The organism is Bacillus sp. JNUCC-22, assembly GCF_018861275.1.
Lineage (GTDB): Bacteria > Bacillota > Bacilli > Bacillales > Bacillaceae > Bacillus > Bacillus velezensis.
In genome coordinates this window covers 3,697,380-3,721,732 of record NZ_CP076408.1, presented here as the reverse complement: position 1 = coordinate 3,721,732, position 24,353 = coordinate 3,697,380, and the positions used below count along the sequence as shown (strand labels likewise).

Genomic DNA, 24,353 nt, shown 5'->3' with positions numbered 1-24,353 from the left:
ATCCTAATGAGCGGATCAGCAGTTTATATGAAGAACGCCGCGGGTAAATGTGCTGTAGAATGTTTCGTTTTAAAAGGGGGAACTGACATGAGTGATGATCAAAACAAACGAGTAAATGAACACTCAAAGGACAAACAGCTGGAGCAGTACCGGTCTGATAACAGCGGCAAAAAAATGACGACCAATCAGGGGCTTCGCGTGTCTGAGGATGAACATTCTTTAAAAGCGGGCGTCCGCGGCCCCACGCTGATGGAGGATTTTCATTTTCGTGAAAAAATGACGCACTTTGACCACGAGCGGATTCCGGAACGGGTCGTTCATGCGCGCGGGTACGGCGTTCATGGGCATTTTCAGGTGTACGAACCGATGACGGAATATACACGGGCGAAATTTTTGCAAGACCCGTCCGTCAAAACGCCTGTTTTCGTCCGTTTCTCAACAGTGGCGGGCTCCAAGGGGTCAGCCGACACCGTCCGTGACGCCAGGGGATTTGCGACGAAGTTTTATACTGAAGAAGGGAACTATGACCTCGTCGGAAACAATATTCCGGTGTTCTTCATTCAGGACGCGATCAAATTCCCGGATCTCGTTCACGCCATAAAACCGGAACCGCACAATGAAATGCCGCAGGCTGCGACGGCTCATGATACGTTCTGGGATTTTGTCGCTAATAACCCTGAGTCGGCTCACATGGTCATGTGGACGATGTCTGACCGCGGCATCCCGCGGAGCTATCGGATGATGGAGGGCTTCGGCGTGCATACGTTCCGTTTCGTCAACGAGAAAGGAAAAGCGCGCTTTGTAAAATTCCACTGGAAACCCGTGCTCGGCGTTCATTCCCTCGTATGGGATGAAGCGCAGAAAATTGCCGGGAAAGATCCCGATTTCAACCGCCGCGACCTGTGGGAAACGATTGAAAACGGCGGCAAAGTCGAGTATGAGCTCGGTGTTCAGATGATTGACGAAGAAGATGAATTTAAATTTGATTTCGATATCCTTGATCCGACGAAGCTGTGGCCGGAGGAGTTGGTTCCCGTCAAGCTGATCGGAAAAATGACCCTTGACCGCAATCAGGACAATGTCTTTGCGGAAACGGAACAAGTCGCATTCCACCCGGGCAATGTCGTGCCGGGCATTGATTTCACCAATGATCCGCTTCTTCAGGGCCGGCTTTTCTCTTATACAGATACACAGCTCATCCGTCTTGGCGGGCCGAATTTTCACGAGATTCCGATCAACCGGCCGGTCTGCCCGTTCCATAACAACCAATACGACGGCTACCACCGGATGACGATTAATAAGGGCCCCGTCGCCTATCATAAAAATTCCCTGCAGAACAATGATCCGTCGCCGGCTTCAGAAGAAGAAGGCGGATACGTTCATTACCAGGAAAAAGTAGAAGGCAGAAAAATCCGCCAGCGCAGTGAGAGCTTCAATGACTATTTTTCTCAGGCCAAGATGTTCTGGAACAGCATGTCTCCCGCCGAGAAAGAACATATCATCTCCGCGTTCTGTTTTGAAGTCGGAAAAGTGAACAGCAAGGACGTGCAGCAGCAGGTGGTGGATGTCTTCAGTCACGTCGACGCCGGGCTTGCCGAGCGTGTTGCGAAAGGAATCGGCGTGAACCCGCCGCCGAAGGACCGTGAATCTGATGAAACGTTCACTTCCCCGGCCTTAAGCCAGGAAAACACGGTGAAGACGGCAGCGACAAGGCAGGTCGCGGTTTTAACCGACCACGGGTTTTCTGATGAGAAAGTCAAACAAGTGCTTGACGCATGCAAACAGGCGGGAGTCAGAGCCGATATCATCAGCCCCGCGCTGGGAACCATCAAGGGAGAAAACGGTACGGAGCTGAAAGCGTCAGCCACTTTCCTGACAGCGGATTCCGTCCTGTACGACGCTGTTTTCATTCCGGGCGGAAAACAAAGCACAGACAGCCTCAAAGCCCAAAAATCGGCCAGAGACTTCGTCAGCGAAGCTTTCAGCCATTACAAAGCGATCGGCGCCTCCGGTGAAGGAAAAGAACTTCTCGCCCTCGCCGCCGGAACCGAAAGCGGCCCCGGCCTTGTTCCGGACGGGAACCATGAACAATTTCTGAAGGCCGTGGCTGAGCACCGGCATTGGGGCAGAAACATATAAGAATGAAAAAGCGCCTTTTATGAGAAGGGCGCTTTTTTCTTGTGAAAGTGAAATATCTGAACGAAGCATTAATATTGAGAGAAAACGAAAATTGCTTCCGTGCAAATCCGTACCTCCCGCTGTCCGGGACATTCAGACAACAGTTTTAGAGAGTCAGGGCATTGCATTATTTAAAGGGTTCTGACTGATGGTGAAATGATCTTTGGTTTACTTCCGCTCTGTGTTTGTGTATCTTAGGGGTAGATTTTCTGGAGGAGCGAATGATAGTGAAGCCGTTTACCGAAAAACAACTTGAAGAATATTACCGGCGTGACGAAAACATGATGATTTTGGTGTTTGCCCAATGGTGCGTCAATCATGACCTTGATCCGATGGCCATTTACAGCAAGGCTTATCCCGGACAGCCTTTAAACGAAGAGCTGCGAAAAACGGCTGAAGAACTTGTCGTGCCGAAGGAGGAATCAGAACCGATTCCTGATCAAACCGTCATCGGCGTTTTGGAGATGTTCGGCAACTCCGATTTGGCGGAAGCCGTTTATGAAGCCATTGCGCAAAGACCTTCACGGTAAAAGAGGCGTGGATTTTCCATGTCTCTTTTTTTCATGGAGAAAATGTGAAAGAAGGCCCAGAAACAATTTGCTGATCAGCGCTGTCTATAGAGTGTAACCCGTTTTCAAAAAGGGAACGGTAATGAAAAGGAGGAGTTGTGATGAAAAAGGCATTCAAAATGATGGCGGCCGTGCTCTTAACCGTGCTGACAGCCGCGCCGTTCGGGGGTTTCGCGCCTTCAGCCGAGGCCGCGCAAACCGCAAAGCCCGTTGTCAAAAGCCATACGTATAAGCATGTAAAACAGCTGACATACCCCGAGGTCACAAATACGGGAAACGCATCTTTTGAAAAGAAAATCAATCAGGACTTCAAGCGCTATATTGAACAATCGTACCAAGAATATGTGAAAAACAAAAAAGACGGTGAGAAACAAGGCTACAAAGCGGAATACCAAACAGATTTCAAGGTGAAGTATAATCAAGACGGCAAGCTCAGCATTCAGACGGAAGACTACAGTTACACAGGCGGCGCACACGGGCTGACATCCGTTCAGACCTTTAATTACGACTTGGCCGCAAAAAAACGGGTCACACTCGATAATGTGCTGAATACAAAAACGAAAGCTAACAAGACGAGAGACTATCTTTACGGCTACATCAAGAAACATGACGATCTGTTTGACCAGGACGTCAAAAAACAAGAGATCATCCTGAATAACGAAAGACCTTTCTTCTTTACGAAAAACGGCATTGCCGTTGTGTTCGGACAATATGATCTCGGACCGTACGCGGCAGGAATCCGGGACGTTTTCGTACCCGCATCCGTCTATCAATAAAAAAAAGCGATATCACTCCAAAACGGAGCGGTATCGCTTTTTTTCTTTTACCAGACAAACAATCCGACAATCGCCGCGCTCAATAAGGAAACGGCAATTCCGCTGACAAGCAGCTTCCAGACGTTTTTCCCGATGATGGCTGATTTTTCACCATCAAGCAGAGATTGATAAGATCCGTAGATCATACCGATGGTGCTGAAGTTTGCAAATGATGTCAGGAATGTCGTAGCCACGGCAATCGTGTGCGGCGGAAGTGATTTCAGCTGCCCTTTCAGATCGGCCATTGCCACAAATTCATTCGTCGCGAGCTTGATGCCCATCAGCTGTGCGACATACATCGCGTCATGTACGCCTAATCCGAGAAGGAAGGCAAACGGACTGAAGATGTATGAGAAAATCTTTTGAATGGTCAAACCGTGCATGAACAGTCCGAGTACGCCGTTTAACGCAGCCGTTAACGCCACATATCCGATTACCATCGCTAAAATAACAATGACCATGTTCATGCCGACAAGCATACTGTTAGAAATCGTGGAGAAGAAGTCTTTTTTCTCCGCTTTTGAAGGAACGTAAATAATATCATCCTCTTTAGAAACGTCCACGGGATTCAGCATATTGGCGATTAAAAGCGCGTTTAAGCAATTCAGCGGGATGGCTGTAAACACATAAGTGGACGGAACCATCGTCAAGTACGATCCGATGATCGAACCGCTGATGCTGCTCATGCTCATCAGCCCGAATGTCAGAAGCCGATTGTTGCTGACGGCGGCAAGCTGCTGGCGGATGACGGCTAAAGCTTCCGTATTTCCTAAAAACATCATCTGGATGGAGAAAAAGCTCTCCAGCTTCGGCAGACGGGATATTTTAGAAATCAGCCAGCCGATTTTATCAATGAGCCACGGCAGAATACCGAAATACGACAGCATATCAAAGAAGGTCACGACGAAGATAATCGGCAGCAATGCGCTGAAGAAAAAATCAACCGTCGGGTTCGCCATGACAGACGGAAAGGCGAAGGCAATCCCTTGACTGGCGCAGGAAATCAGCCATGTAAAGAACGCGCCGATCTTCCCGATGACAAAGCCGCCGACTTTTGTCCCTAACATAAACCAAGTAATCAGAAACTCAAAGACGAGGAGCATGACAATCGGACGCCATTTAATCTTCTTCTTGTTGGGTGAGCATAAGAAAACAACAGCCATGACAACAATGAGACCGACAATGTTCAATAAAAAGTACATGTGAGCAACTCCTATAAGGGTATTATGGAAATAAAAAAAGCTCTTATTCGTCACAAATTCCTGAAAGCCAGAAAGTGTGATAAATAAGAGCCAAAAGAAAAGAATAGACTGACAGCATCATATGCTTTTCACTCGTTCAAATTTATGCAAACTTTCTTGTAGTCTAGTCTTTTACGGCACTAGGTAGAAACAATCAGACCATATTACTGATCATATACAAGAATAACGATATTACATGAGATAGCAGTATTTTATCGTTTCAATTTTTGAAAATCAACCTTTTTAGATATTTTCAAAATAATAAATTTATATTATAAATAAAGAAAATAAAGGATGTTCACAAGTAATTGGATAATAAAGGTATAAAAGCCCCCGAAAAACAGTTCCGGTTCATTGTAAAGACGGGATGCAGCTGATAAAATGGATCTGAGGGCACCGCCTTCAAAAGACGGCAGAAAAGGGGTCATTTTCATGATCATTCAGTTCATTCGTTACAGATAATGAGAGGTATAGATAAATAGGTTAAACTTCCAATTTTGCGAGGTTTATTTGTCTATGCCTTTTTCATTTCATCGGAATAACGAATGAATGAGGTGTTTTTTTGACGTCTATAAAAAGAAAACGCGCGGAATTACTGCAATCATGCCAGTCCGTGTTCAGGTGTCCGCTATGCCGGTCGGCCATGGCGGTCTCACAATACCGAAGCTTGATTTGCGGACAGGGGCATACATTTGATATATCAAAGCAAGGATATGTGAATTTCCTCAATAAATCGGTCAAAACCCGCTATGACAGGCAGCTGTTCGAAGCGAGACGCGAGCTTTTTGACAGCCGGGAATTTTTTGCGCCGGTTCAAAAGGAGATTGCCGCCATCATCACCCATATTCAAACTCCGCAAACATCAGCGGCGATATTGGATGCGGGATGCGGAGAAGGCTCTCATTTAGCCGCCGTATGCAAATGGCTTCAGCCCGCTTTTTCCGTGACGGGAATCGGCATTGATCTCTCGAAAGAAGGTGTGCTGCATGCCGCAAAGGCCTTCGGGAATCATTTGGTTTTTGCCGTCGCTGATGTGGCGGATGCGCCGTTTGCCGACAGCTGTTTTGATGTCGTGATGTCTGTTTTATCACCTTGGAATTACAAGGAATGCAGCAGGCTTTTACGAAAGGGCGGCACAGTCATTAAAGCGGTGCCGCGGCGTGATTATTTGAAGGAAGTAAGGGAATTCTTCTTCGGAGACAGTCCTCGGCTGAATGACACCGCCGATTCTGCGGCCGGACGATTCCAAGCGGGCTTTCAAACCTTTGAGCGCAAACGGCTGTGTTACACAAAGACTTTAGCGCAGCCTGACCTCGAGCGGCTTGTGAAAATGACGCCCTTAACATGGAAATGTACTGATGACAGCATCCGGCGGTTCATCAGCCGGAAAGAGGCTGCTGTCACGATAGATATCGATATTTTAATCGGAACCGATCCGCTGTAAAACGGAAAAGACACGCTAATCGCGTGTCTTTTTTTTATTTCCAGACTTCTCCGGCAATGTTGACGACATGGCGCAGTTTCGCCCATTGCTGTTCTTCTGTGATCAGGTTTCCTTCCTCAGTGGAGGCGAATCCGCATTGCGGGCTGAGGCAAAGCTGGTCCAGGCTGACATATTGTGAAGCTTCTTCAATCCGGCGTTTAATCGCGTCCTTGTCTTCAAGTTCGCCGTGTTTCGACGTAATCAAACCAAGCACAAGCTGAAGATCAGAGCGTTTGACATAACGGAGCGGTTCAAAGCCGCCGGAGCGGGAATCATCATATTCCAGGAACAATCCGTCAAGATCAAGCCCGTCAAAAATCGTTTCAGCCGCTGCATCATAGCCGCCTTCAGCCGTCCATGTGGATTGGAAGTTGCCGCGGCAGATATGCATCGTAACCTTCAGATCGTCAGGGCGATCCTTGATGGCGTCATTAATGGAAGCGGCAAACAGCTTGCGCAGCTCATCCGGCGTCGTGCCGAAAGCTTCAATCTGACGAAGCCCCGCTTCTGATAAGAAAACGGCCCATGCGGTGTCATCGAGCTGAAGGTAGCGGCACCCGGCGTCATAGAAAGCTTGAATCGCTTTTTTATACGCTTTTGACACATCGTGCTGAAATTGTTTGTAATCATTCTGGTAGGACGCTTTTTCCAATTTTCCGCGGAAAAACAGCATATTCGGACTTGGGATGGTCATTTTCGGAACAGCATCGCCGGCAATGCTGTGCAGGAATTTATAATCTTCGAGCATCGGATGCTGAGAAAAATCAATAGCTCCCGTTACTTTAATGCCGCGCGCTTTCGTCTGTACGTTGTGAAATTGAATGCCGCTTTCAGGCGTAAACGCTTCGACGCCGTCTAAATTTTCGAGAAAATCAAAATGCCACCAGGCCCGTCGGAATTCGCCGTCAGTCACGACATTGAGGCCGGTTTCTTTCTGCTTTTCCACGCTGCGGATGATTTCTTTGTTTTCGATTTCGCGCAGCTGTTCTGCCGAAATCTCACCCGCCGCTCTTTGCAGGCGGGCTTGCTTCACAGCCGCCGGCCGCAGCAGGCTTCCGACCTGATCCGCGCGAAACGGCGGGTTTTTTCTTAGAAGCGTATGCAATGGTTGTTCTGTGTTTTGCTGTGACATGAACGATTCCTTCTTTCCTGATGAAATATAAAAAAACTCTTCCCTCGGATAGGGAAGAGCTTGCGTCCGCAAATCTCAACCTTATCTTCAGGATTTAGCACCATTCTGCTGAACAGCGGTTGCCGGGTATCATAGGGCCAGTCCCTCCACCTCTCTTGATAAGGAAATATGCTATTTTTCAGAATAAACTGTAATACTATTAATCTTAGTATGTTTTCTCATATTGTCAATATATTTCGATAAATATTTTTATTTGTCACCCTCAAATAGAATCATATCTATCACAATGGCGATCGCGAGACAAAGAACGATATCCTCTTCCTTTTCAATCTGCAAATGATAGGAATCGCCCCAGCTCATCCATGATTTGGTGACAGTCATCCGGTTTGATTTTCCGTCTGTCACTTGAAAATTCCGGCCCCACACATCGCCGGTAAGATCCCAGCCGAGTCCGGAAATTTCAAATTTCGGTTTGAAAAGCGTGACTTTCTTGATGACTTGGCAGACGGGTTTGCCGCTGACGGAAATCTCGTAACGGGGAACGAACGACATCAGTTTCTGATTGACGCTGGCGAGCGTGCGGCCGTCCAAATCAGTCAGCTTCAGTTCATCACCGAATGAAAACAGCTTTCCTTCAACATTGTAGACTTCTTTTCCGCTTTCAAGAAACACTTGAAAACGATTCTTAAACGTAAACATTCGCTCTTTGATGTAAAAATGGTACATAAAAAAACTCCTTTTTTATGTTGTACGAAAAAAGGAGGCGGTTGGTTTCATATCGGCCGGGTGCATAAAAAAAGGCTGCCGATTTTGCGGCAGCTGTCGTCTTTATGATAGCGGCATCCGGCGTTTTTGACGGATCGCATTTAAATCAATGATGTTATTCGTGTCGGCAGCTGTCACCAGCGGGCTTGTCTTTGGCGTTTTCCGGCGGTTGTCCTTACTGAAAGAGAAAACAAGATACCCTGTCAAAGCAGCAAAAATAAGTAGCATCATTTTACATACCTCCCAAAAAAAGTTTTGGTATTATTATTGTACGAAAAAACAAACGAAAAGTATTCAAACAATTGTCACTTTTTTAAAAAATAACGTCATTTTCCGTAAAAATGACTATGGGTTGAAGAGATTTTGCTCTTGTTGTGGTTCTATAGATTGTATCGGCTGATGAATGATGATCGTTTATATAACTTTTTCACTATTTTTTGTAAGCATCAAATTAACTACTTCGTTGTTTTCGTTTGCCCTGTGTTATTCAGTACCCTAAAAAATCTTATAATATGCAAAATAACTGCTTCTAACAGATGACTGCAGGATGACAGCGCTTTCTTTATTTTTTTAAAGAAAACGAGATGTTATCTTAAAAAAATCGTTTGAACATTTTCCGCAGTTTTTTAAAAGGGTTTGATTTCGTCTCCAGAATACGCGGGTCTTTTAAGGTTTTTTTCAATTCTTTCGCTACAGTCCCTCTTGCCATAGTCTTCACTCCTTCTTTCCAATTCATACCTTATATACGGAAAGAAAGAAGGAAAGGTTTCATGTGAAAGAAAAAAACCAAAGCAGGGGGCTTTGGTTTTAAGCGCGCTCTTCAAAGAGCCTGGCGATTTCAACAATGACGTTTACCGCCTTTTCCATATGATCGACGGAAATGTATTCATATTTTCCGTGGAAGTTTTGGCCGCCCGTAAAAATGTTCGGTGTCGGCAGCCCCATGTAAGAGAGCTGTGATCCGTCGGTTCCGCCCCGGATCGGTTCGATAATCGGGTCGATGTCGAGGTTTTTCATGGCTTGATAGGCGACATCGACTATCTCTTTGACCGGTTCGATTTTTTCTCTCATGTTGTAATATTGATCACGCAGTTCAAGCTTGATGCTTTCGTTGCCGTATTTGGCGGCCAGCGCATCGGCGGTTTTCTGCATATATTCTTTTCGTTCTGCAAAGCGGTCTCTGTCAAAGTCTCTGATGATGTACGACAGGGCGGCTTCAGAAACGTCTCCGTTCATGGAAAGTAAATGATAGAAGCCTTCATACCCTTCCGTATATTCCGGCGCTTCTTCTTTCGGCAGCGCGTGATGAAATTCCATCGCGATTTTTGAAGCGTTGACCATTTTGTTTTTCGCCGTTCCCGGGTGGACGCTTTTTCCGTAACAAGTAAGCTTTGCGGCGGCTGCGTTAAAGCTTTCATATTGCAGTTCGCCGAGGGGGCCTCCGTCTATCGTGTAGGCGAATGCGGCGTTGAAGCGGCCGACATCGAATTTGTGAGGGCCTCTGCCGATTTCTTCATCGGGCGTAAACGCGACCCGGATCGTTCCGTGTTTGATGTCCGGATGTTTGATCAAGTACGCCATTGCCGTCATGATTTCGGCAATGCCCGCTTTGTTGTCGGCTCCGAGCAGCGTCGTGCCGTCTGTTGTGATCAGCGTCTGGCCTTTATAGCGGGAGAGCTCCGGGAATTGCTCAGGCGACAGGACGACATTGAGTTTGTCATTTAAAACGATATCATGTCCGTCGTAGCTCTCAATAATCTGAGGATTCACATTTTTCCCGGTAAAATCAGTCGCGGTGTCCACGTGAGCCAGAAAACCGACAGTCGGCACGTCTTTATCCGTATTCGCCGGCAGAGTCGCCATGACGTACCCATTGTCATCGACTGTGATGTCTGTCATGCCGATCGACTTTAATTCATCTGCCAGCATGTTGGCCAATGTCAGCTGGCCGGGGGTTGAAGGGCAGTTTTCATTGTTTTCGTCAGACTGTGTATCGACTTTTACATAAGAGGTAAAGCGTTCAATGATTTCATTTTTCATACCGTCATCTCCTTTGTCTTATCTTACCATGCGCGGGGGAGGGATTTCTATTTCGCAACCGTTTTGAATCGAAGGCTCTGTGTTTTACGCGAATGAAAACAAATTATGAAGAAACGATGACTAAACGATTAAACTTTTTGGAAATGGATGATTGAGGAAGAAAAAACCGATATAATATGGTCAATTCATTCAATAGGGGAGGCTTTCTTCATGGCGATTTTAGTGACAGGCGGAGCGGGTTATATCGGAAGCCACACATGTGTCGAGCTGTTAAACGGCGGCTATGACATCGTGGTTCTGGATAATCTGTCAAATAGTTCACCGGAAGCATTGGAGCGTGTGAAAGACATTACCGGAAAAGGGCTTGTGTTTTATAAAGCGGATCTCCTTGACCGTGATGCCGTTCACCGGGTATTTGCTGAAAATGAGATTGAAGCCGTCATTCATTTTGCGGGATTAAAAGCCGTCGGTGAGTCTGTGGCTGTTCCGCTCCGTTATTATCATAATAATCTGACGGGGACGTTTATTTTATGTGAAGCCATGCAGGCACACGGCGTGAAAAAAATCGTCTTCAGTTCTTCAGCGACGGTTTACGGCGTTCCGGAAACAACGCCGATCACTGAGGATTTTCCTTTAAGCGCCACCAATCCTTACGGGCAGACAAAGCTGATGCTGGAACAGATTTTACGCGATCTGCATAAAGCGGACTCTGAATGGAGCATTGCGCTGCTCCGCTACTTTAATCCGTTCGGCGCGCACCCGAGCGGGCGGATCGGAGAAGACCCGAACGGCATCCCGAATAATTTAATGCCGTACGTCGCACAAGTCGCTGTCGGCAAGCTTGAGCAATTGCAGGTGTTCGGCAATGATTATCCGACAAAGGACGGCACCGGCGTGCGGGATTACATCCATGTCGTTGACCTTGCCGAGGGCCACGTCAGAGCGCTTGAAAAGGTGCTGGACACAACAGGCGCGGATGCCTATAATCTCGGCACGGGAAGAGGCTACAGCGTTCTTGAGATGGTCAAGGCGTTTGAAAAAGTATCAGGAAAAGAAGTGCCGTACCGTTTTGCCGCCCGGCGCCCGGGAGACATCGCCGCATGCTTCGCAGACCCGGCAAAAGCAAAGGCTGAATTAGGATGGGAAGCAAAGCGCGGGCTTGAAGAAATGTGCGCCGACTCTTGGAAGTGGCAGTCCTCCAATGTGAACGGGTACCAAAAGGTGTAAAAAGAAAGAGACCTTCAAATGGTGAAGGTCTCTTTTATACGGTCATTATTTAATTTTCACTTCAACATCGTTGCTGAATTTAATTTTCCAAGTACCTTTAGAGTATGCGTTTTTATCAACTTCAAAGGCTTTTACGTCAGTAACTTTAATGTTCGGGTTCAAGTCACTTAAAATTTTACTGTTGTCTACTTTTGTTTCTGTTGCATAGCTTGAAGAAGCATCAATATCTGAATCATAGGATGTTCCTTTAGAATCTACTAATTTCGCTCTTGGAATGGAGAAAGAGCTTAACGGCTTGTTTGAAACATTTTTAACTGTGTATTGAACAGCTACGATAACGCCGCCGTCAGATGCTTTTTTCTCGACAAATTGAGAGCCTACTGAATCTCTTTTTTCCACTTTCGTAACAGTAACTTCTGTTTTTTCAGTCTTAACAGTGTCACCGATGTTATACAGTTTTTCCTTGGATTCCGCAGCTTTTGAAGACGCGGTTTTAGATGATGAAGATCCGCCTCCGCCGCCGATGTTTACGAGAATGATAATAACCACTACTGCCAGAAGCAATGTGATAATTTTATGTCTCATAAAAAAGTTTCTCTGATCTTTACCGCAGTTTGGGCATTTTTTAACGCCTTTAGCGATTTCTTTGCCGCATGCCTTACAAGACACCAGGTTGCCTGCCATAATATTTCCTCCTATGTAAACTATTTCTTGAAAACTACATACTATAATGCCTGTAAAATAACCTACAGTCAATAATATTTTGAGAAAAAAAGTATTTTAATGATTTTTTAGTCATGTATTTTAGTGCCTTTTTTAGTATCGGCAGATCGCTCATATTTTTTATACGTTTATTGAAAAAAGAGTGGTTGAACATGTTCGTGATTTCCCGTATAATCTTGAAAGATATACAAAAACTGAACATAAAAAACAGTGGTTTTCTAGGGTTCCGCAATGCTGAATTGGTCTGGACCGAGAGAAAACACACAGCAGGTTCCTGCTGTGACACGTTGGGATAAAAGCCCGGGAGTTTCTGCTCTTTTAATGAAGAGTGCTCTCCCGGGCTTTTTTGATTTTATATAAAGGGAGTGTCTGGGATGAAAAAGAGATTGCTGGATGTGCTGATGCTGATTATTGGGGCTTTTATCTTTGCTTTGGCCGTTAATTTATTCGCCATTCCGAATGATCTTGGAGAGGGCGGGGTAACGGGAATCACCCTGATCTTGTACTATGTGTTTGAATGGTCGCCCGGGGTGACGAATATCATTTTGAACGGGATCTTATTGATTATCGGATATAAATTTTTAGACGGAAAAACAACGCTTTATACGATCATTACCGTTGTCGCCAACTCACTGTTTCTGCATCTGACGCATGATTGGCACTCGCCTTCACATGAACTCATTATTAATACTATTTTTGCGGGTGTGTTTGCCGGTGTCGGAATCGGGATCATTATTCGAGTCGGAGGCACGACTGCGGGTTCTGCCATTTTGGCGAGGATTGCGAACAAATATCTCGATTGGAATATCAGCTATGCGCTTTTGTTCTTTGATCTGATTGTCGTCTTCAGTTCTTATTTCATCATCGGTGCAGAAAAAATGATGTTTACCATTGTCATGCTGTACATCGGAACGAAGGTGATGGACTTTATCATTGAAGGCCTGAATACGAAAAAAGCGGTGACGATTATATCTGAGCATAAGCACGAAATCGCCGAACAGGTCAACACGCTTATGGACAGAGGGGTTACGCTGCTGTCGGGTAAAGGAAATTACACGGGGCAGTCGAAGGAAATTTTATATATCGTCATCCAGAAACAAGAGCTTTCCATGCTCAAAAAAATTATTAAAAGCTGTGATACAAAAGCGTTTGTCATTGTTCATGATGTGCGTGACGTCTTTGGTGAAGGCTTCGTCGATATCTCTAAATAAAAAGGAACCCTCTGCCGGCGCGGAGGGTTTTTTTCTTATGCCGGCAGAAGCTGTTATGATCCGTTTCCCGGGAAATAGCCTGAAAGCTGTCTCTTAAAACGAAGTGGATACAATCGGCCGGACGTTTTATACTGAAAATATGATAGAGCGATAGAGAGGAGCGCATATGAATCCGTTATTGGCAATTTACCCGAGGGCTGTGTTGTCTGATACGTGCTGTACGGCGGAGGATGTCTTTTGCTTGTATGATGAGAAAAGGCGGGTCTATGTCGCCATTCCGAAGGAGGATATCACCCCGAAGGAGAAACTGCTTCTGGAATCATTTTTGACGCCCGCTGAAGAAAAAGACGATTTTTTTCCGGAGACGGCGGCAGCAAAGAGGTGGCGGCGGTTTCTGCTGGAAGAAGGTCCGGTGCCTGATGTCAAGGAGCCTCGTGTCCGTTTTATCCATTATGACTTATTGGGAGAACGGGACTGGGGGGCATTTACGGAAGCGCTGCGCCATTTCTGGCCGGTTTCATATACAGTTGTCCGGACGGGAAGGGATCAGGGCGTGATTGTGGAGGAAGAAAAGCTGGAAGCGCCAGATTCGGATGACATCGCATCTTTTGTGAAGATTCTCGAAGGCGATTTTTATTTCAGTGTCCGTTTTTTCATCGGAAGGTATTATGGCGCGGGAGAACGTCTGCGCCTTCATTATCGGAGAGAACAGCAATATTGTCAGATTGGCCGGCGTCATCTCCCGCAGCTGAGCACTCTGACCGCGGAAACGGTATTTCCGGCCATGCTCACGGAAGAAAGCAGAGAAAAGCTCTCAGCCTTGCTTCACGAAGAAGCGGTGCTGCTGTTTCAGAAAGAACCGGAGCTGAAGCATACGATTCAGACTTTTATTGAACATAACTCGAACATGTCGCTCACATCGAAAAGACTGCATTTGCACCGCAACAGTCTTCAATATCGGATTGATAAATTTGCGGAACGCTCGGGTATTGATATTAAGACATATCGGGGCGCCCTGTTGGCTTATTTCATTTGTCTGCAGTATGAAAAATCATATTAAATGGGAAATGTGCACGAAGGCAGCGGACTTTTTTTATGAACATTGCCTATATCCGCCGCCGTGTGACGCTGTTACAATCCTATTTAAGAAAGCGTTTACAAATAAAGGGGGATATACATGGCGGAACTTCGGCTGGAGCATATTTATAAGTATTACGATCAAAAAGAAGCGGCTGTCGATGATTTTAACCTTCATATAAAAGATAAAGAGTTTATTGTGTTTGTCGGTCCGTCGGGGTGCGGCAAGTCGACAACTTTGCGGATGGTTGCCGGGCTGGAGGACATTACGAAGGGTGATTTCTATATCGGTGACACGAGAGTGAATGACATCGCTCCTAAAGACAGGGATATCGCCATGGTGTTTCAAAACTATGCGTTATATCCGCACATGACGGTCTATGATAATATCGCTTTCGGTCTGAAGCTGAGGAAGATGCCGAAACCGGAGATAAAAAAACGGGTCGAAGAAGCGGCGAAAATGCTGGGACTCACAGAGTATCTGCACCGCAAACCGAAAGCGCTCTCCGGCGGGCAGCGGCAGCGGGTTGCATTAGGCCGGGCGATTGTCAGGGACGCCAAAGTGTTTTTAATGGATGAGCCGCTGTCAAATCTGGACGCAAAGCTTCGGGTGCAGATGCGGGCAGAAATTATTAAGCTGCATCAAAGGCTGCAAACAACCACAATCTATGTGACGCACGACCAAACAGAAGCACTGACGATGGCGACACGCATCGTAGTCATGAAGGACGGAAAAATTCAGCAGATCGGCACACCGAAAGACGTGTATGAACATCCCGAAAACGTATTTGTCGGCGGGTTTATCGGCTCCCCAGCGATGAACTTTTTCAAAGGAAAGCTGACGGACGGCGCCATTCAGATCGGTTCAGCCGCTCTCAGCGTGCCGGAAGGGAAAATGAAAATGCTCCGGGAAAAAGGGTATGCCGGCAAAGATGTTATCTTCGGCATCCGCCCGGAAGACATACATGATGAGCTGATTGTGGTAGAATCCTATAAGAATTCATCCATCACAGCTAAAATCAATGTCGCGGAATTGCTCGGGTCAGAAATTATGGTTTATTCCCGGATCGGGGATCAGGATTTTATCGCCCGGATTGACGCCCGCCATGACATTCATGCCGGTGAAGAATTGACCGTCGCTTTCGACATGAATAAAGCTCACTTTTTTGACAGTGAAACAGAAATCAGAATCCGCTCATAACGCAAAGCCGGACAGCTGGATGTCCGGCTTTTTTGATGTAACAATTTATGACGCATAACCGATATAAAAAGTAAATAGAAGACAGAAAGCAGGAAAACGATGAAACGCATGATCATGTGCATGTGCCTTTTGGCTGCCGTGTTTACGCTTGCCGCCTGCTCGGGCCATGAGGCAAGCGCCGAACAAAGCATTCCGAAGGCAGAAGCGCACCACGATAAAAAGTCTGTAAAGCGCCAAATCAAAAAAGAGCCGGATACGTCCGCCTGGGTTCAAACGAAAGGAACGGCAAGACTGCCGATTCTGATGTACCACAGCATTTCTGAGGGAAACAGCCTGCGTGTGCCGAAGGAAGAATTCCGGCAGCATATGAAGTGGCTTCATGATCACGGCTATTATACGATGACTCCTGAAGAGGCCTATCTGATGCTGACGGAGGATAAGGAGCCGCGTGAAAAATGTGTTCTGATCACATTTGATGACGGCTATACCGACAATGTGAAAGCGGCCTATCCCATTTTAAAGAAATACAAGATGAAAGCGACAATCTTTATGATCGGAAACTATATCGGGCATAAGAATCATCTGACTGAGAAGCAGATGAAGGAGATGGCCGCCCACGGCATTTCCATTCAGAGCCATACGATGAACCATCTCGAATTGAACGGGCTCACACCGCAGCAGCAGCGACGTGAAATGAAGGACTCTAAGCGTTTATTTGATCAAATGTTCGGGCAGCGGACGTCTATGATCAGCTACCCTGTCGGACGATATAATAAGGAAACATTAAAAGCCGCCGCCGCGTCAGGCTACCGTATGGCGGTCACGACGGAGCCGGGAGCGGCGTCAAGAGATCAGGGGCTTTACGGGCTTCACCGCGTCCGTGTGTCGCCGGGCATGTCCGGCGCGGCATTCGGCTCTTATATTCAAAATGTGATGAAATAACAGAGCCTCCGCATATGCGGAGGCTTTTTTCAGTTTAATAGAATTGATGAAGCAGCAGAAGGGTGACACTCACGGTAATCGCTCCGCCGATTCTGGTCGACACTTGGGCGAACGGCATAAGCTCAAGCCGTTCAGCGGCGCTCAAGATCGCGACGTCGCCGGTGCCGCCCTGGCCGGAATGGCAGGCATTAATAATCGCCGTCTCAATCGGGTACAGATTCAGCCATTTTCCGGTCAGAAAACCGACGGCCATCATCGTGACGACGATTGATAAAATGGTAATGATGTTGCTGATCGTAAACGCCGCAATCAGCTTGTCCCACGGTGTCATTGAAACGCCGATCGCAAATAAGAGCGGATAGGTCACGGCTGTCGAGAAAAAGCGCGAGACGCCGAAGGCTCCGTTTTCAATCGAAGCCGGCGCCAGCCTGAACAGCTTAATGAGAACGGCAAGGACGAGCATCACGACAGGAGCCGGAAGCTGAAAGAAATCATGCGCCAGCATGCCGACCAAATAGAGGGAAACCGCTAAAATACCGCCCGAAGCGAAAAAGGACAAATCAAACGTTTTATCATTGGCCGGCTGTTCCAATGCGGGAGCGGAATGATCAGACTTATCAACCTTCCCGTTGCCCGTCCATTCCGGTTTGCGTTTCCCGATGACATTCAGCAAACCCGATAACATAATGGCGCACAGGCTGCCGAGCATGATGGACGGCAGCACAAGCGCAAAGGCGTCTCCCTGGGACATCGGCATAATATCGGAGTAGCCGATGGATAAAGGAATCGCGCCTTCACCGACACCCCCCGCCATAATCGGAACGACAATATAAAGCAGTGTGTGCTGAAAGCCGAGCCCGAGCAGCGTCCCGACGCATAAGCCGACGATGGCGGCCGCGATCGAGCCGGCGATCAGCGGAATAAAAATCTTGACGAAAGCTTTGACGAGCGTCTCTCTTTTCATCCCGAGAATACTGCCGACGACGATACCGGCAATAAATAGATAGAGAAAGTTGGAGCTTTCTGTGAATTTTGTTGTTGAAGTAATAATGTCTTTCGGAAGCAGGTGGTAGTAGACGACAGCGGATGGAATAAAGGTTGCGAGAATCGCAGGGCCGCCGATGGAACGCACGATCGGAATGGATTTTCCGATCTGGCCGAAGGTAAATCCGAAAAAACTCATGACGGCAATTGATGTCAGAATGTCGCTTTTTACATCACGGCTCATGACAAACACCGTAATAAGCAAGAAAAGCAGGATATAGATAGGAAGAGGAATAATGCCGATTCTTATATTCATTGCTCTGGCAAACCAGTTATCAGTCCGTTCCTGTTTTTGGATTGAATCCGTTTGCAATTTTGGTTGAAGTTCTCCCATGCTTGTTCCCCCAGTCGTTATGTAGTGAAAAAATATCCCCATTTAAAGTATACTAAAAAATTTAAATTGTTCATATATTATGAATTTACTAGGGGCATGCTTTCTTCACATTTTCTTTCTCAAAATGGCGATTTGGCGGGCTTTTTCACCGAGAAAAGCATTTTGTTCGCCACACGAATAAAAAAGAGGTACGATATCAAAAGGACAAATATCCTAGGTGCTGACATAAAATCTCTACAAATCCGACAATAATCGGTCACAATTTCAGCCTTATTTTAGGTATATTGATCTTTTTTTTTAGGCTGAATCGTTGTAAAGTAATGATATTGAATCATTTCTATGACAGCCGCTGTCCCCCAGGGTGTACAGGCTGATATTTCAATAGTTTTGACGAATTTGTGAAACATTGAGCAAATATATCATTTTTTGTGAAATACCGAGCAATGATTTCGCTATGTTTGTGAAATGTTGAGCAATTTACCAGATTGGAGGAAAAACATCATGAGTGAGTTGGTATTAGCCCGCATTCAATTTGCATCTACAACATTGTTTCACTTCTTGTTTGTGCCTTTGTCTATCGGGCTTGTGTTTATGGTTGCTTTGATGGAGACGCTTTATGTTGTCAAAAAACAAGAGACCTATCTCAAAATGGCTAAATTTTGGGGGCATCTCTTTTTAATTAACTTCGCTGTCGGCGTCGTCACAGGGATTCTTCAGGAATTCCAGTTCGGATTGAACTGGTCTGATTATTCCCGTTTTGTCGGAGACGTATTTGGAGCTCCGCTTGCGGTTGAAGCGCTTTTGGCGTTTTTTATGGAGTCTATTTTTATCGGATTATGGATTTTCGGCTGGGACCGTTTATCTAAAAAAGTGCATTTGCTTTGCATTTGGCTTGTGTCCTTCGGAACGATTATGTCATCTTTCTGGATTTTGACAGCAAACTCATTCATGCAGGAGCCGGTCGGCTTTGCGATTAAAAACGGCCGCGCGGAAATGAATGATTTCGGGGCGCTTCTGACAAACCCTCAGCTTTGGGTTGAATTCCCTCACGTCATTTTCGGGGCGCTTGCGACGGGTGCTTTCTTTATCGCCGGTGTCAGCGCATTTAAATTATTGAAGAAAAAAGAAGTGCCTTTCTTCCATAAATCTTTCAAGCTTTCGATGATTGTCGGTCTGATCGCCGGTATCGGCGTTGCGTTCAGCGGACATATGCAGGCTGAGCATTTAATGGAATCGCAGCCGATGAAAATGGCTGCCAGTGAAGCGCTTTGGGATGACAGCGGTGATCCTGCCGCGTGGACGGCTTTTGCGAATATTGATACGAATAAAGAAAAAAACACATCAGAAATTTCAATTCCTTACGCACTCAGCTACTTGGCTTACCAGAAGTTCAGCGGCAGTGTGAAAGGGATGAAAACACTTCAAAAAGAATACGAAAAAACGTACGGAAAAGGCGACTATATCCCGCCTGTTAAAACGACGTTCTGGAGTTTCCGCATTATGGCGGGAGCGGGCGCGCTTATGATTTTTGCCGCGATTGCCGGTTTTATTCTGAACCGCCGCAAAAAGCTTCATACGAGCAAGTGGTATTTACGGGGCATGATCGCACTGATCGCATTCCCATTCATTGCGAACTCTGCCGGTTGGATTATGACTGAAATCGGCCGCCAGCCGTGGACGGTCATGGGGCAATTGACGACCGCACAATCCGTTTCTCCTAACGTAACGACGGGATCTCTGCTGTTTTCAATTATCAGCTTCGGCGTCATGTACTTGATTTTAGGCGCGCTGCTTGTTTTCCTATTCGTTCGTGAAATTAAAAAAGGTGCGGACCATGATGATCATAAGGATGTTCCTGTGTCAACGGATCCGTTCAGTCAGGAGGTCTACCATGGGGTCACTTCATGATCTTTGGTTTATACTCGTTTCAGTTTTGTTTGTCGGATTTTTCTTTTTAGAGGGTTTTGATTTCGGTGTCGGCATTTCGACCCGATTTCTTGGCCATAATGAATTAGAACGCAGAGTGCTGGTGAACACCATCGGCCCGTTCTGGGATGCGAATGAGGTGTGGCTTATCACAGGTACGGGAGCGATCTTCGCGGCATTCCCGAACTGGTATGCGACGATGCTGAGCGGATATTACATTCCGTTTATCATCATTCTTCTTGCCTTGATGGGGCGCGGCGTGGCATTTGAATTCCGCGGCCAAGTGAATAATCTGAAATGGGTCAAAACATGGGACTGGGTGATTTTCTTCGGCAGCCTTATCCCGCCATTTGTATTCGGACTTATTTTCACAAGCTTGTTCCGCGGTGTGCCGATTGACGGACATATGAACATTCACGCAGGTTTTTCAGATATTGTGAACGTGTATTCCGTTCTTGGCGGAGCAGCCGTCACCCTTCTTTCATTCCTGCACGGTTTAATGTTTATCACCCTGCGCACGATCGGTGATTTACAAGAGCGTGCGAGAAAAATGGCGAAACGCGTAATCGGTGTTATCTTTCTTGTTGTACTTGCTTTCTTTGCGATGTCTGCATACGATACGGATATGTTTACACGCCGGGCAAACATCACGATTCCGGTATTCGTGCTGATTGTCATCTGCAACGTTCTTGCCGTTGTGTTCATGAGCAAGAAAAAAGACGGCTGGGCATTCGGTATGACCGGCGCGGGTCTTGCTTTGACAGTTGCGATGATTTTTATCTCTCTGTTCCCGCGCGTCATGGTCAGCTCGCTGACAAGCGCGTATGACTTAACAGTAGCTAACGCGTCTTCCGGTGATTATTCACTTAAGGTCATGACAATTGTCGCACTGACTCTGCTGCCGTTTGTCATCGGCAGTCAGATCTGGAGCTATTATGTCTTCCGGAAACGCGTCAGCCATAAGGAGCCTATGACTTATTAATGGGAAAAGACCTGTTTCTTTATAAAGGAATGAAGCGGATTCTTGCGATCATTACGGGATTAACGATTATACAAACGGCCGCCATCATCTTGCAGGCGGAATGGCTGAGCCAGGCGGTAACCGGATTATTTAACGGGAAGCGGATTGCTTCTCTTTATCCGGTTATCGGCTTTTTCCTGCTTGCGTTCTTGGTCCGGCATGCGGTGACAGCGGTTCGGCAGAAAATCGTGTACCAATATGCCGCTCAAACCGGCGCGGACTTAAGAAAAAGATTTCTTGAGCAATTGTTCCGTCTCGGCCCCCGCTTTGCGAAAAAAGAGGGGACAGGCCGGATGGTGACGCTGGCGATGGAAGGCATCAGCCAGTTCCGCCGCTACTTAGAGCTGTTTCTGCCGAAAATGGTCAGCATGGCGATTGTGCCGGCAGCCGTTGTCATTTACGTGTTTTTTCAGGATAAAACATCGGCTTTGATTTTGATTCTGGCGCTTCCGATTTTGATTATATTTATGATTCTGCTCGGGCTTGTCGCGCAGAAAAAAGCCGATCGCCAATGGAAGTCCTATCAGACACTTTCCAATCATTTCGTGGATTCGCTCCGCGGACTGGAGACATTGCGGTTTTTAGGATTAAGCAAATCACACAGTAAAAACATCTTTCATGTCAGTGAGAGATACCGCAAGGCGACGATGAGCACGCTCCGGGTCGCGTTTTTATCATCATTCGCCCTGGATTTCTTTACGATGCTGTCGGTGGCGACAGTGGCGGTGTTTCTCGGCTTGCGGCTGATAGACGGACAAATTCTGCTCGGGCCGGCATTGACCGCGCTCATTCTCGCGCCTGAATACTTTCTCCCGGTCCGCGAAGTGGGGAATGATTACCACGCGACGTTAAACGGGCAGGAGGCGGGGAAAACGATTCAAGCGATTTTGGCGCAGCCCGGTTTTAAAGAAGAAAAGCCGCTCGAACTTGATACGTGGACTGACGGGGATGAATTACAGCTTACGCGTTTGTCCGTCCGAGAATCGATGTCTGAATTTCATCTGTCCTTCAAAGGGAAGAAGAAAATCGGGATTATCGGGGAAAGCGGTGCGGGAAAATCGACACTCATTGATGTGCTGGGCGGCTTTTTAGAGCCTGTGTCCGGTGAGATCAAGGTAAACGGTGAATCCCGCTCGCATCTGCAGTCGGACGGCTGGCAGAAGCAGCTGCTTTATATTCCGCAGCACCCGTACATTTTTGATGACACGCTTTTGAATAATATCCGGTTTTATCATCCTGATGCTTCGCGTGAGGAAACGGCGCAGGCCGCTGCTTCGGCGGGTCTTTCCGAACTGATCCGTGATCTGCCCGGCGGTCTTGACGGCCGGATCGGCGAGGGCGGACGGGCGCTCAGCGGAGGACAGGCTCAGCGTGTCGCGCTGGCCAGAGCCTTTTTAGGAAACCGGCCGATTCTCCTTTTGGATGAGCCGACCGCTCACCTTGATATTGAAACAGAATATGAAATAAAAGAAACGATGAAAGACCTGTTTGAAAATAAGCTTGTTTTTCTGGCCACTCACCGTCTTCACTGGATGCTTGAGATGGACGAAATTATCGTGCTTGATGACGGCGCGGTGGCGGAAATCGGCACCCACGACGAATTGATGGCGAAACAAGGCGTATACGCCAAACTTGTAAAGGCGCAACTGGGGGAAAGAACATGAGAAAAGAAGAATGGATTCTGCCGTATATAAAGCAAAATGCCCGTTTGTTTGTTCTTGTGATTTTTTTAGGCGCGGTGACGATTTTTTCGGCGGCCTTTCTCATGTTCACTTCCGGTTTTTTGATCTCTAAGTCGGCGACTAGGCCTGAGAATATCCTGCTGGTGTACGTTCCGATTGTGGCCGTGCGCACCTTCGGGATTGCCCGTTCAGTCTCACGGTACGCCGAGCGTCTGACGGGGCACCATATCATTTTGAAAATCGTGTCCGACATGAGGGTGCGGCTTTACAATATGCTGGAGCCGGCCTCGCTCATGCTTTCATCCCGTTTTCGGACGGGCGACATGCTCGGCATTTTGGCTGAGGATATTGAGCATTTGCAGGATGCGTTTTTAAAAACGATTTTCCCGGCGGTTTCCGCTTTGCTGCTGTATGCGGCATCCGTTATCGGACTCGGCTTTTTTTCCTGGCCGTTTGCCGCTTTTGCGGCGATTTATCTGTTTATATTGGTTGTATTGTTTCCGGTTGTGTCGCTTCTTGTGACGAGAGCGAAAAACATGAGGCTGAAAAGCGGCCGGAATACGCTCTACAGCCGGCTGACAGATGCCGTGCTCGGCGTGAGCGACTGGATGTTCTCGGGACGCCAGGCGGCCTTTATTTCCTCTTATGAAGAGAAAGAGAAGGCATGGTTTGACCTTGAAAGCAAACGTCAGCGGTTTACGAGATGGCGTGATCTCGCCGCGCAATGCCTTGTCGGCGGCTTCATATTGATCATGCTGTTCTGGACGGCTGGTCAGTATGCGGACGGCAGCATCGCCAACACGATGATTGCGGCCTTTGTGCTTGTCGTATTTCCATTGACGGAGGCGTTTCTGCCCCTTTCGGATGCGCTGACGGAAGTGCCTTCTTATCAGGATTCCATCAAAAGAATGAGTCAGGCGGCTCCGGAGCTGCGAAGTCGTGAGGTGAAGCAGACGGATGAGAAACTGGATGTATCGGATGTGACACTTACATTTGATAACGTGACGTTTTCTTATGATCAGCACAGTCATGTGCTTGACCGTTTTTCTTTCACTCTCCGCCAAGGTGAAAAAATGGCGCTGCTCGGCAGGAGCGGCTCCGGTAAGTCGACCTCTCTCGCTTTAATTGAAGGTGCCTTAGTTCCCGATTCGGGCAAAGTGATGCTGAATGGGCTGGAAACTGCGGCCGTGCAGGAGCAGATTTCCTCAGCGGTGGCCGTTTTGAATCAGAAACCTCATCTCTTTAACACGAGCATTATGAACAATATCCGGCTCGGAAACGGCAAGGCGAGTGATGAAGATGTTAAGCGTGCGGCTCGGCAAGTGAAGCTGCATGATTATATTGAATCACTGCCTGACGGATATGAAACGTCCGTGCAGGAGACGGGGATTCGTTTCTCAGGCGGGGAACGGCAGCGGATCGCGCTTGCCCGTATTCTGCTCCAAGACACGCCGGTCATTATCCTTGATGAACCGACGGTCGGCCTTGATGCGGTCACTGAACGCGAATTGCTTGATACGATTTTTGATGTCTTTAAAGAGAAAACGATCCTCTGGATTACACACCATTTAGCGGGTGTGGAAACAGCTGATAAAATCGTCTTTTTAGAAAATGGAAAAGCAGAAATGGAAGGAACTCATCAAGAGCTGCTTGCAGAAAACGAACGGTACCGGAAGCTTTACCGTCTTGATGTTCCAATCAGAACATAAACAGCCGCAAACAAGCGGCTGTTTTTTTTGTGC

The 24,353-nt window shown here is 47.1% G+C and carries 20 protein-coding genes and 3 riboswitches; of the genes, 13 read left to right on the top strand and 7 right to left on the bottom strand.

Features of this window, described 5'->3' with window-relative positions; translation table 11 throughout:
• Positions 1–87 precede the first annotated feature (87 nt).
• From JNUCC22_RS18270 to JNUCC22_RS18260, 3 genes are all read left to right on the top strand, one after another.
• Positions 88–2,139, top strand: coding sequence for a catalase (locus JNUCC22_RS18270; protein ID WP_072589716.1), 2,052 nt, complete (start codon positions 88–90; stop codon positions 2,137–2,139).
• Between the two features lie 260 nt (positions 2,140–2,399).
• Positions 2,400–2,708: a hypothetical protein gene (locus JNUCC22_RS18265; RefSeq protein ID WP_015418528.1), complete on the top strand. Its 309-nt coding sequence runs from the start codon at positions 2,400–2,402 to the stop codon at positions 2,706–2,708.
• 140 nt (positions 2,709–2,848) lie between these two features.
• A complete protein-coding gene (locus JNUCC22_RS18260; RefSeq protein WP_012118794.1) occupies positions 2,849–3,523 on the top strand; it encodes a DUF3298 and DUF4163 domain-containing protein in 675 nt (224 codons plus the stop codon).
• A 47-nt stretch (positions 3,524–3,570) separates the two neighbouring features.
• On the opposite strand, the gene JNUCC22_RS18255 is transcribed toward JNUCC22_RS18260, so the two are convergent.
• Positions 3,571–4,764 carry a NupC/NupG family nucleoside CNT transporter gene (locus JNUCC22_RS18255; protein WP_003150774.1) on the bottom strand — a complete coding sequence of 398 codons (1,194 nt, stop codon included), beginning with the start codon at positions 4,762–4,764 and terminating at the stop codon, positions 3,571–3,573.
• 139 nt (positions 4,765–4,903) lie between these two features.
• Positions 4,904–5,004, bottom strand: a riboswitch (purine riboswitch).
• Positions 5,005–5,365: 361 nt separating this feature from the next.
• Here JNUCC22_RS18255 and JNUCC22_RS18250 point away from each other — a divergent pair.
• Positions 5,366–6,247 (top strand): methyltransferase domain-containing protein, encoded by an 882-nt coding sequence (locus JNUCC22_RS18250; protein WP_020954369.1) that lies wholly within the window; start codon positions 5,366–5,368, stop codon positions 6,245–6,247.
• Between the two features lie 34 nt (positions 6,248–6,281).
• On the opposite strand, the gene JNUCC22_RS18245 is transcribed toward JNUCC22_RS18250, so the two are convergent.
• From JNUCC22_RS18245 to pepT, 4 genes are all read right to left on the bottom strand, one after another.
• Positions 6,282–7,418, bottom strand: a complete 1,137-nt coding sequence (locus JNUCC22_RS18245) for a 5-methyltetrahydropteroyltriglutamate--homocysteine S-methyltransferase (RefSeq protein WP_007407774.1) — start codon at positions 7,416–7,418, stop codon at positions 6,282–6,284.
• A gap of 78 nt (positions 7,419–7,496) precedes the next feature.
• Positions 7,497–7,583, bottom strand: a riboswitch (SAM riboswitch).
• Positions 7,584–7,667: 84 nt separating this feature from the next.
• A complete protein-coding gene (locus JNUCC22_RS18240) occupies positions 7,668–8,144 on the bottom strand; it encodes an LURP-one-related/scramblase family protein (RefSeq protein ID WP_007407773.1) in 477 nt (158 codons plus the stop codon).
• A 102-nt stretch (positions 8,145–8,246) separates the two neighbouring features.
• A complete protein-coding gene (locus JNUCC22_RS18235; protein ID WP_003150808.1) occupies positions 8,247–8,414 on the bottom strand; it encodes a hypothetical protein in 168 nt (55 codons plus the stop codon).
• Positions 8,415–8,990: 576 nt separating this feature from the next.
• Positions 8,991–10,223, bottom strand: a complete 1,233-nt coding sequence (pepT, locus tag JNUCC22_RS18230; RefSeq protein WP_012118789.1) for a peptidase T — start codon at positions 10,221–10,223, stop codon at positions 8,991–8,993.
• Positions 10,224–10,433: 210 nt separating this feature from the next.
• Between pepT and galE the strand changes: the two genes are divergently transcribed.
• Positions 10,434–11,450 (top strand): UDP-glucose 4-epimerase GalE, encoded by a 1,017-nt coding sequence (gene galE / locus JNUCC22_RS18225; protein ID WP_015240856.1) that lies wholly within the window; start codon positions 10,434–10,436, stop codon positions 11,448–11,450.
• Positions 11,451–11,495: 45 nt separating this feature from the next.
• On the opposite strand, the gene JNUCC22_RS18220 is transcribed toward galE, so the two are convergent.
• Positions 11,496–12,035, bottom strand: a complete 540-nt coding sequence (locus tag JNUCC22_RS18220; protein WP_120655388.1) for a DUF4352 domain-containing protein — start codon at positions 12,033–12,035, stop codon at positions 11,496–11,498.
• Between the two features lie 345 nt (positions 12,036–12,380).
• Positions 12,381–12,482, top strand: a riboswitch (guanidine-I (ykkC/yxkD leader).
• 65 nt (positions 12,483–12,547) lie between these two features.
• Here JNUCC22_RS18220 and JNUCC22_RS18215 point away from each other — a divergent pair.
• From JNUCC22_RS18215 to JNUCC22_RS18200, 4 genes are all read left to right on the top strand, one after another.
• The gene (locus JNUCC22_RS18215; protein WP_003150818.1) at positions 12,548–13,384 is read left to right on the top strand and encodes a YitT family protein; all 837 of its coding nucleotides are present in this window, start codon (positions 12,548–12,550) and stop codon (positions 13,382–13,384) included.
• A 166-nt stretch (positions 13,385–13,550) separates the two neighbouring features.
• Positions 13,551–14,444, top strand: a complete 894-nt coding sequence (locus JNUCC22_RS18210; protein WP_046702204.1) for a PucR family transcriptional regulator — start codon at positions 13,551–13,553, stop codon at positions 14,442–14,444.
• A 117-nt stretch (positions 14,445–14,561) separates the two neighbouring features.
• Entirely contained in the window at positions 14,562–15,662 is a 1,101-nt protein-coding gene (gene ugpC / locus JNUCC22_RS18205; protein ID WP_017418599.1) for an ABC transporter ATP-binding protein, read from the top strand.
• A 99-nt stretch (positions 15,663–15,761) separates the two neighbouring features.
• Positions 15,762–16,604, top strand: a complete 843-nt coding sequence (locus JNUCC22_RS18200) for a polysaccharide deacetylase family protein (protein WP_012118785.1) — start codon at positions 15,762–15,764, stop codon at positions 16,602–16,604.
• A gap of 34 nt (positions 16,605–16,638) precedes the next feature.
• Here the strand turns inward: JNUCC22_RS18200 and JNUCC22_RS18195 are convergent, their stop codons facing one another.
• Entirely contained in the window at positions 16,639–17,982 is a 1,344-nt protein-coding gene (locus tag JNUCC22_RS18195; protein ID WP_032869366.1) for a citrate/malate transporter CimH, read from the bottom strand.
• A 501-nt stretch (positions 17,983–18,483) separates the two neighbouring features.
• Here JNUCC22_RS18195 and JNUCC22_RS18190 point away from each other — a divergent pair.
• From JNUCC22_RS18190 to cydC, 4 genes are read left to right on the top strand one after another with little or no spacing between them, the layout of a single operon-like run.
• Positions 18,484–19,890, top strand: a complete 1,407-nt coding sequence (locus JNUCC22_RS18190) for a cytochrome ubiquinol oxidase subunit I (RefSeq protein ID WP_007614697.1) — start codon at positions 18,484–18,486, stop codon at positions 19,888–19,890.
• Complete coding sequence (gene cydB / locus JNUCC22_RS18185) at positions 19,874–20,890, top strand: cytochrome d ubiquinol oxidase subunit II (protein WP_007614694.1); 1,017 nt, start codon at positions 19,874–19,876, stop codon at positions 20,888–20,890. Before JNUCC22_RS18190 ends, cydB begins: the two co-directional genes overlap by 17 nt.
• A complete protein-coding gene (gene cydD, locus JNUCC22_RS18180; protein WP_216061980.1) occupies positions 20,890–22,593 on the top strand; it encodes a thiol reductant ABC exporter subunit CydD in 1,704 nt (567 codons plus the stop codon). The genes cydB and cydD overlap by 1 nt, the downstream gene beginning before the upstream one ends.
• Complete coding sequence (gene cydC, locus JNUCC22_RS18175) at positions 22,590–24,320, top strand: thiol reductant ABC exporter subunit CydC (RefSeq protein WP_150941509.1); 1,731 nt, start codon at positions 22,590–22,592, stop codon at positions 24,318–24,320. The genes cydD and cydC overlap by 4 nt, the downstream gene beginning before the upstream one ends.
• Positions 24,321–24,353: the final 33 nt, after the last annotated feature.

Coding starts and splice junctions, on each gene's coding strand:
- JNUCC22_RS18210 (WP_046702204.1), top strand. CDS start 13,551: ATGAATCCGTTATTGGCAATTTACCCGAGGGCTGTGTTGTCTGATACG.
- cydB (WP_007614694.1), top strand. CDS start 19,874: ATGGGGTCACTTCATGATCTTTGGTTTATACTCGTTTCAGTTTTGTTT.
- JNUCC22_RS18215 (WP_003150818.1), top strand. CDS start 12,548: ATGAAAAAGAGATTGCTGGATGTGCTGATGCTGATTATTGGGGCTTTT.
- cydD (WP_216061980.1), top strand. CDS start 20,890: ATGGGAAAAGACCTGTTTCTTTATAAAGGAATGAAGCGGATTCTTGCG.
- JNUCC22_RS18255 (WP_003150774.1), bottom strand. CDS start 4,764: ATGTACTTTTTATTGAACATTGTCGGTCTCATTGTTGTCATGGCTGTT.
- JNUCC22_RS18200 (WP_012118785.1), top strand. CDS start 15,762: ATGAAACGCATGATCATGTGCATGTGCCTTTTGGCTGCCGTGTTTACG.
- pepT (WP_012118789.1), bottom strand. CDS start 10,223: ATGAAAAATGAAATCATTGAACGCTTTACCTCTTATGTAAAAGTCGAT.
- cydC (WP_150941509.1), top strand. CDS start 22,590: ATGAGAAAAGAAGAATGGATTCTGCCGTATATAAAGCAAAATGCCCGT.
- JNUCC22_RS18220 (WP_120655388.1), bottom strand. CDS start 12,035: ATGAGACATAAAATTATCACATTGCTTCTGGCAGTAGTGGTTATTATC.
- JNUCC22_RS18235 (WP_003150808.1), bottom strand. CDS start 8,414: ATGATGCTACTTATTTTTGCTGCTTTGACAGGGTATCTTGTTTTCTCT.
- JNUCC22_RS18265 (WP_015418528.1), top strand. CDS start 2,400: ATGATAGTGAAGCCGTTTACCGAAAAACAACTTGAAGAATATTACCGG.
- JNUCC22_RS18195 (WP_032869366.1), bottom strand. CDS start 17,982: ATGGGAGAACTTCAACCAAAATTGCAAACGGATTCAATCCAAAAACAG.
- JNUCC22_RS18260 (WP_012118794.1), top strand. CDS start 2,849: ATGAAAAAGGCATTCAAAATGATGGCGGCCGTGCTCTTAACCGTGCTG.
- JNUCC22_RS18240 (WP_007407773.1), bottom strand. CDS start 8,144: ATGTACCATTTTTACATCAAAGAGCGAATGTTTACGTTTAAGAATCGT.
- JNUCC22_RS18245 (WP_007407774.1), bottom strand. CDS start 7,418: ATGTCACAGCAAAACACAGAACAACCATTGCATACGCTTCTAAGAAAA.
- JNUCC22_RS18190 (WP_007614697.1), top strand. CDS start 18,484: ATGAGTGAGTTGGTATTAGCCCGCATTCAATTTGCATCTACAACATTG.
- JNUCC22_RS18270 (WP_072589716.1), top strand. CDS start 88: ATGAGTGATGATCAAAACAAACGAGTAAATGAACACTCAAAGGACAAA.
- galE (WP_015240856.1), top strand. CDS start 10,434: ATGGCGATTTTAGTGACAGGCGGAGCGGGTTATATCGGAAGCCACACA.
- ugpC (WP_017418599.1), top strand. CDS start 14,562: ATGGCGGAACTTCGGCTGGAGCATATTTATAAGTATTACGATCAAAAA.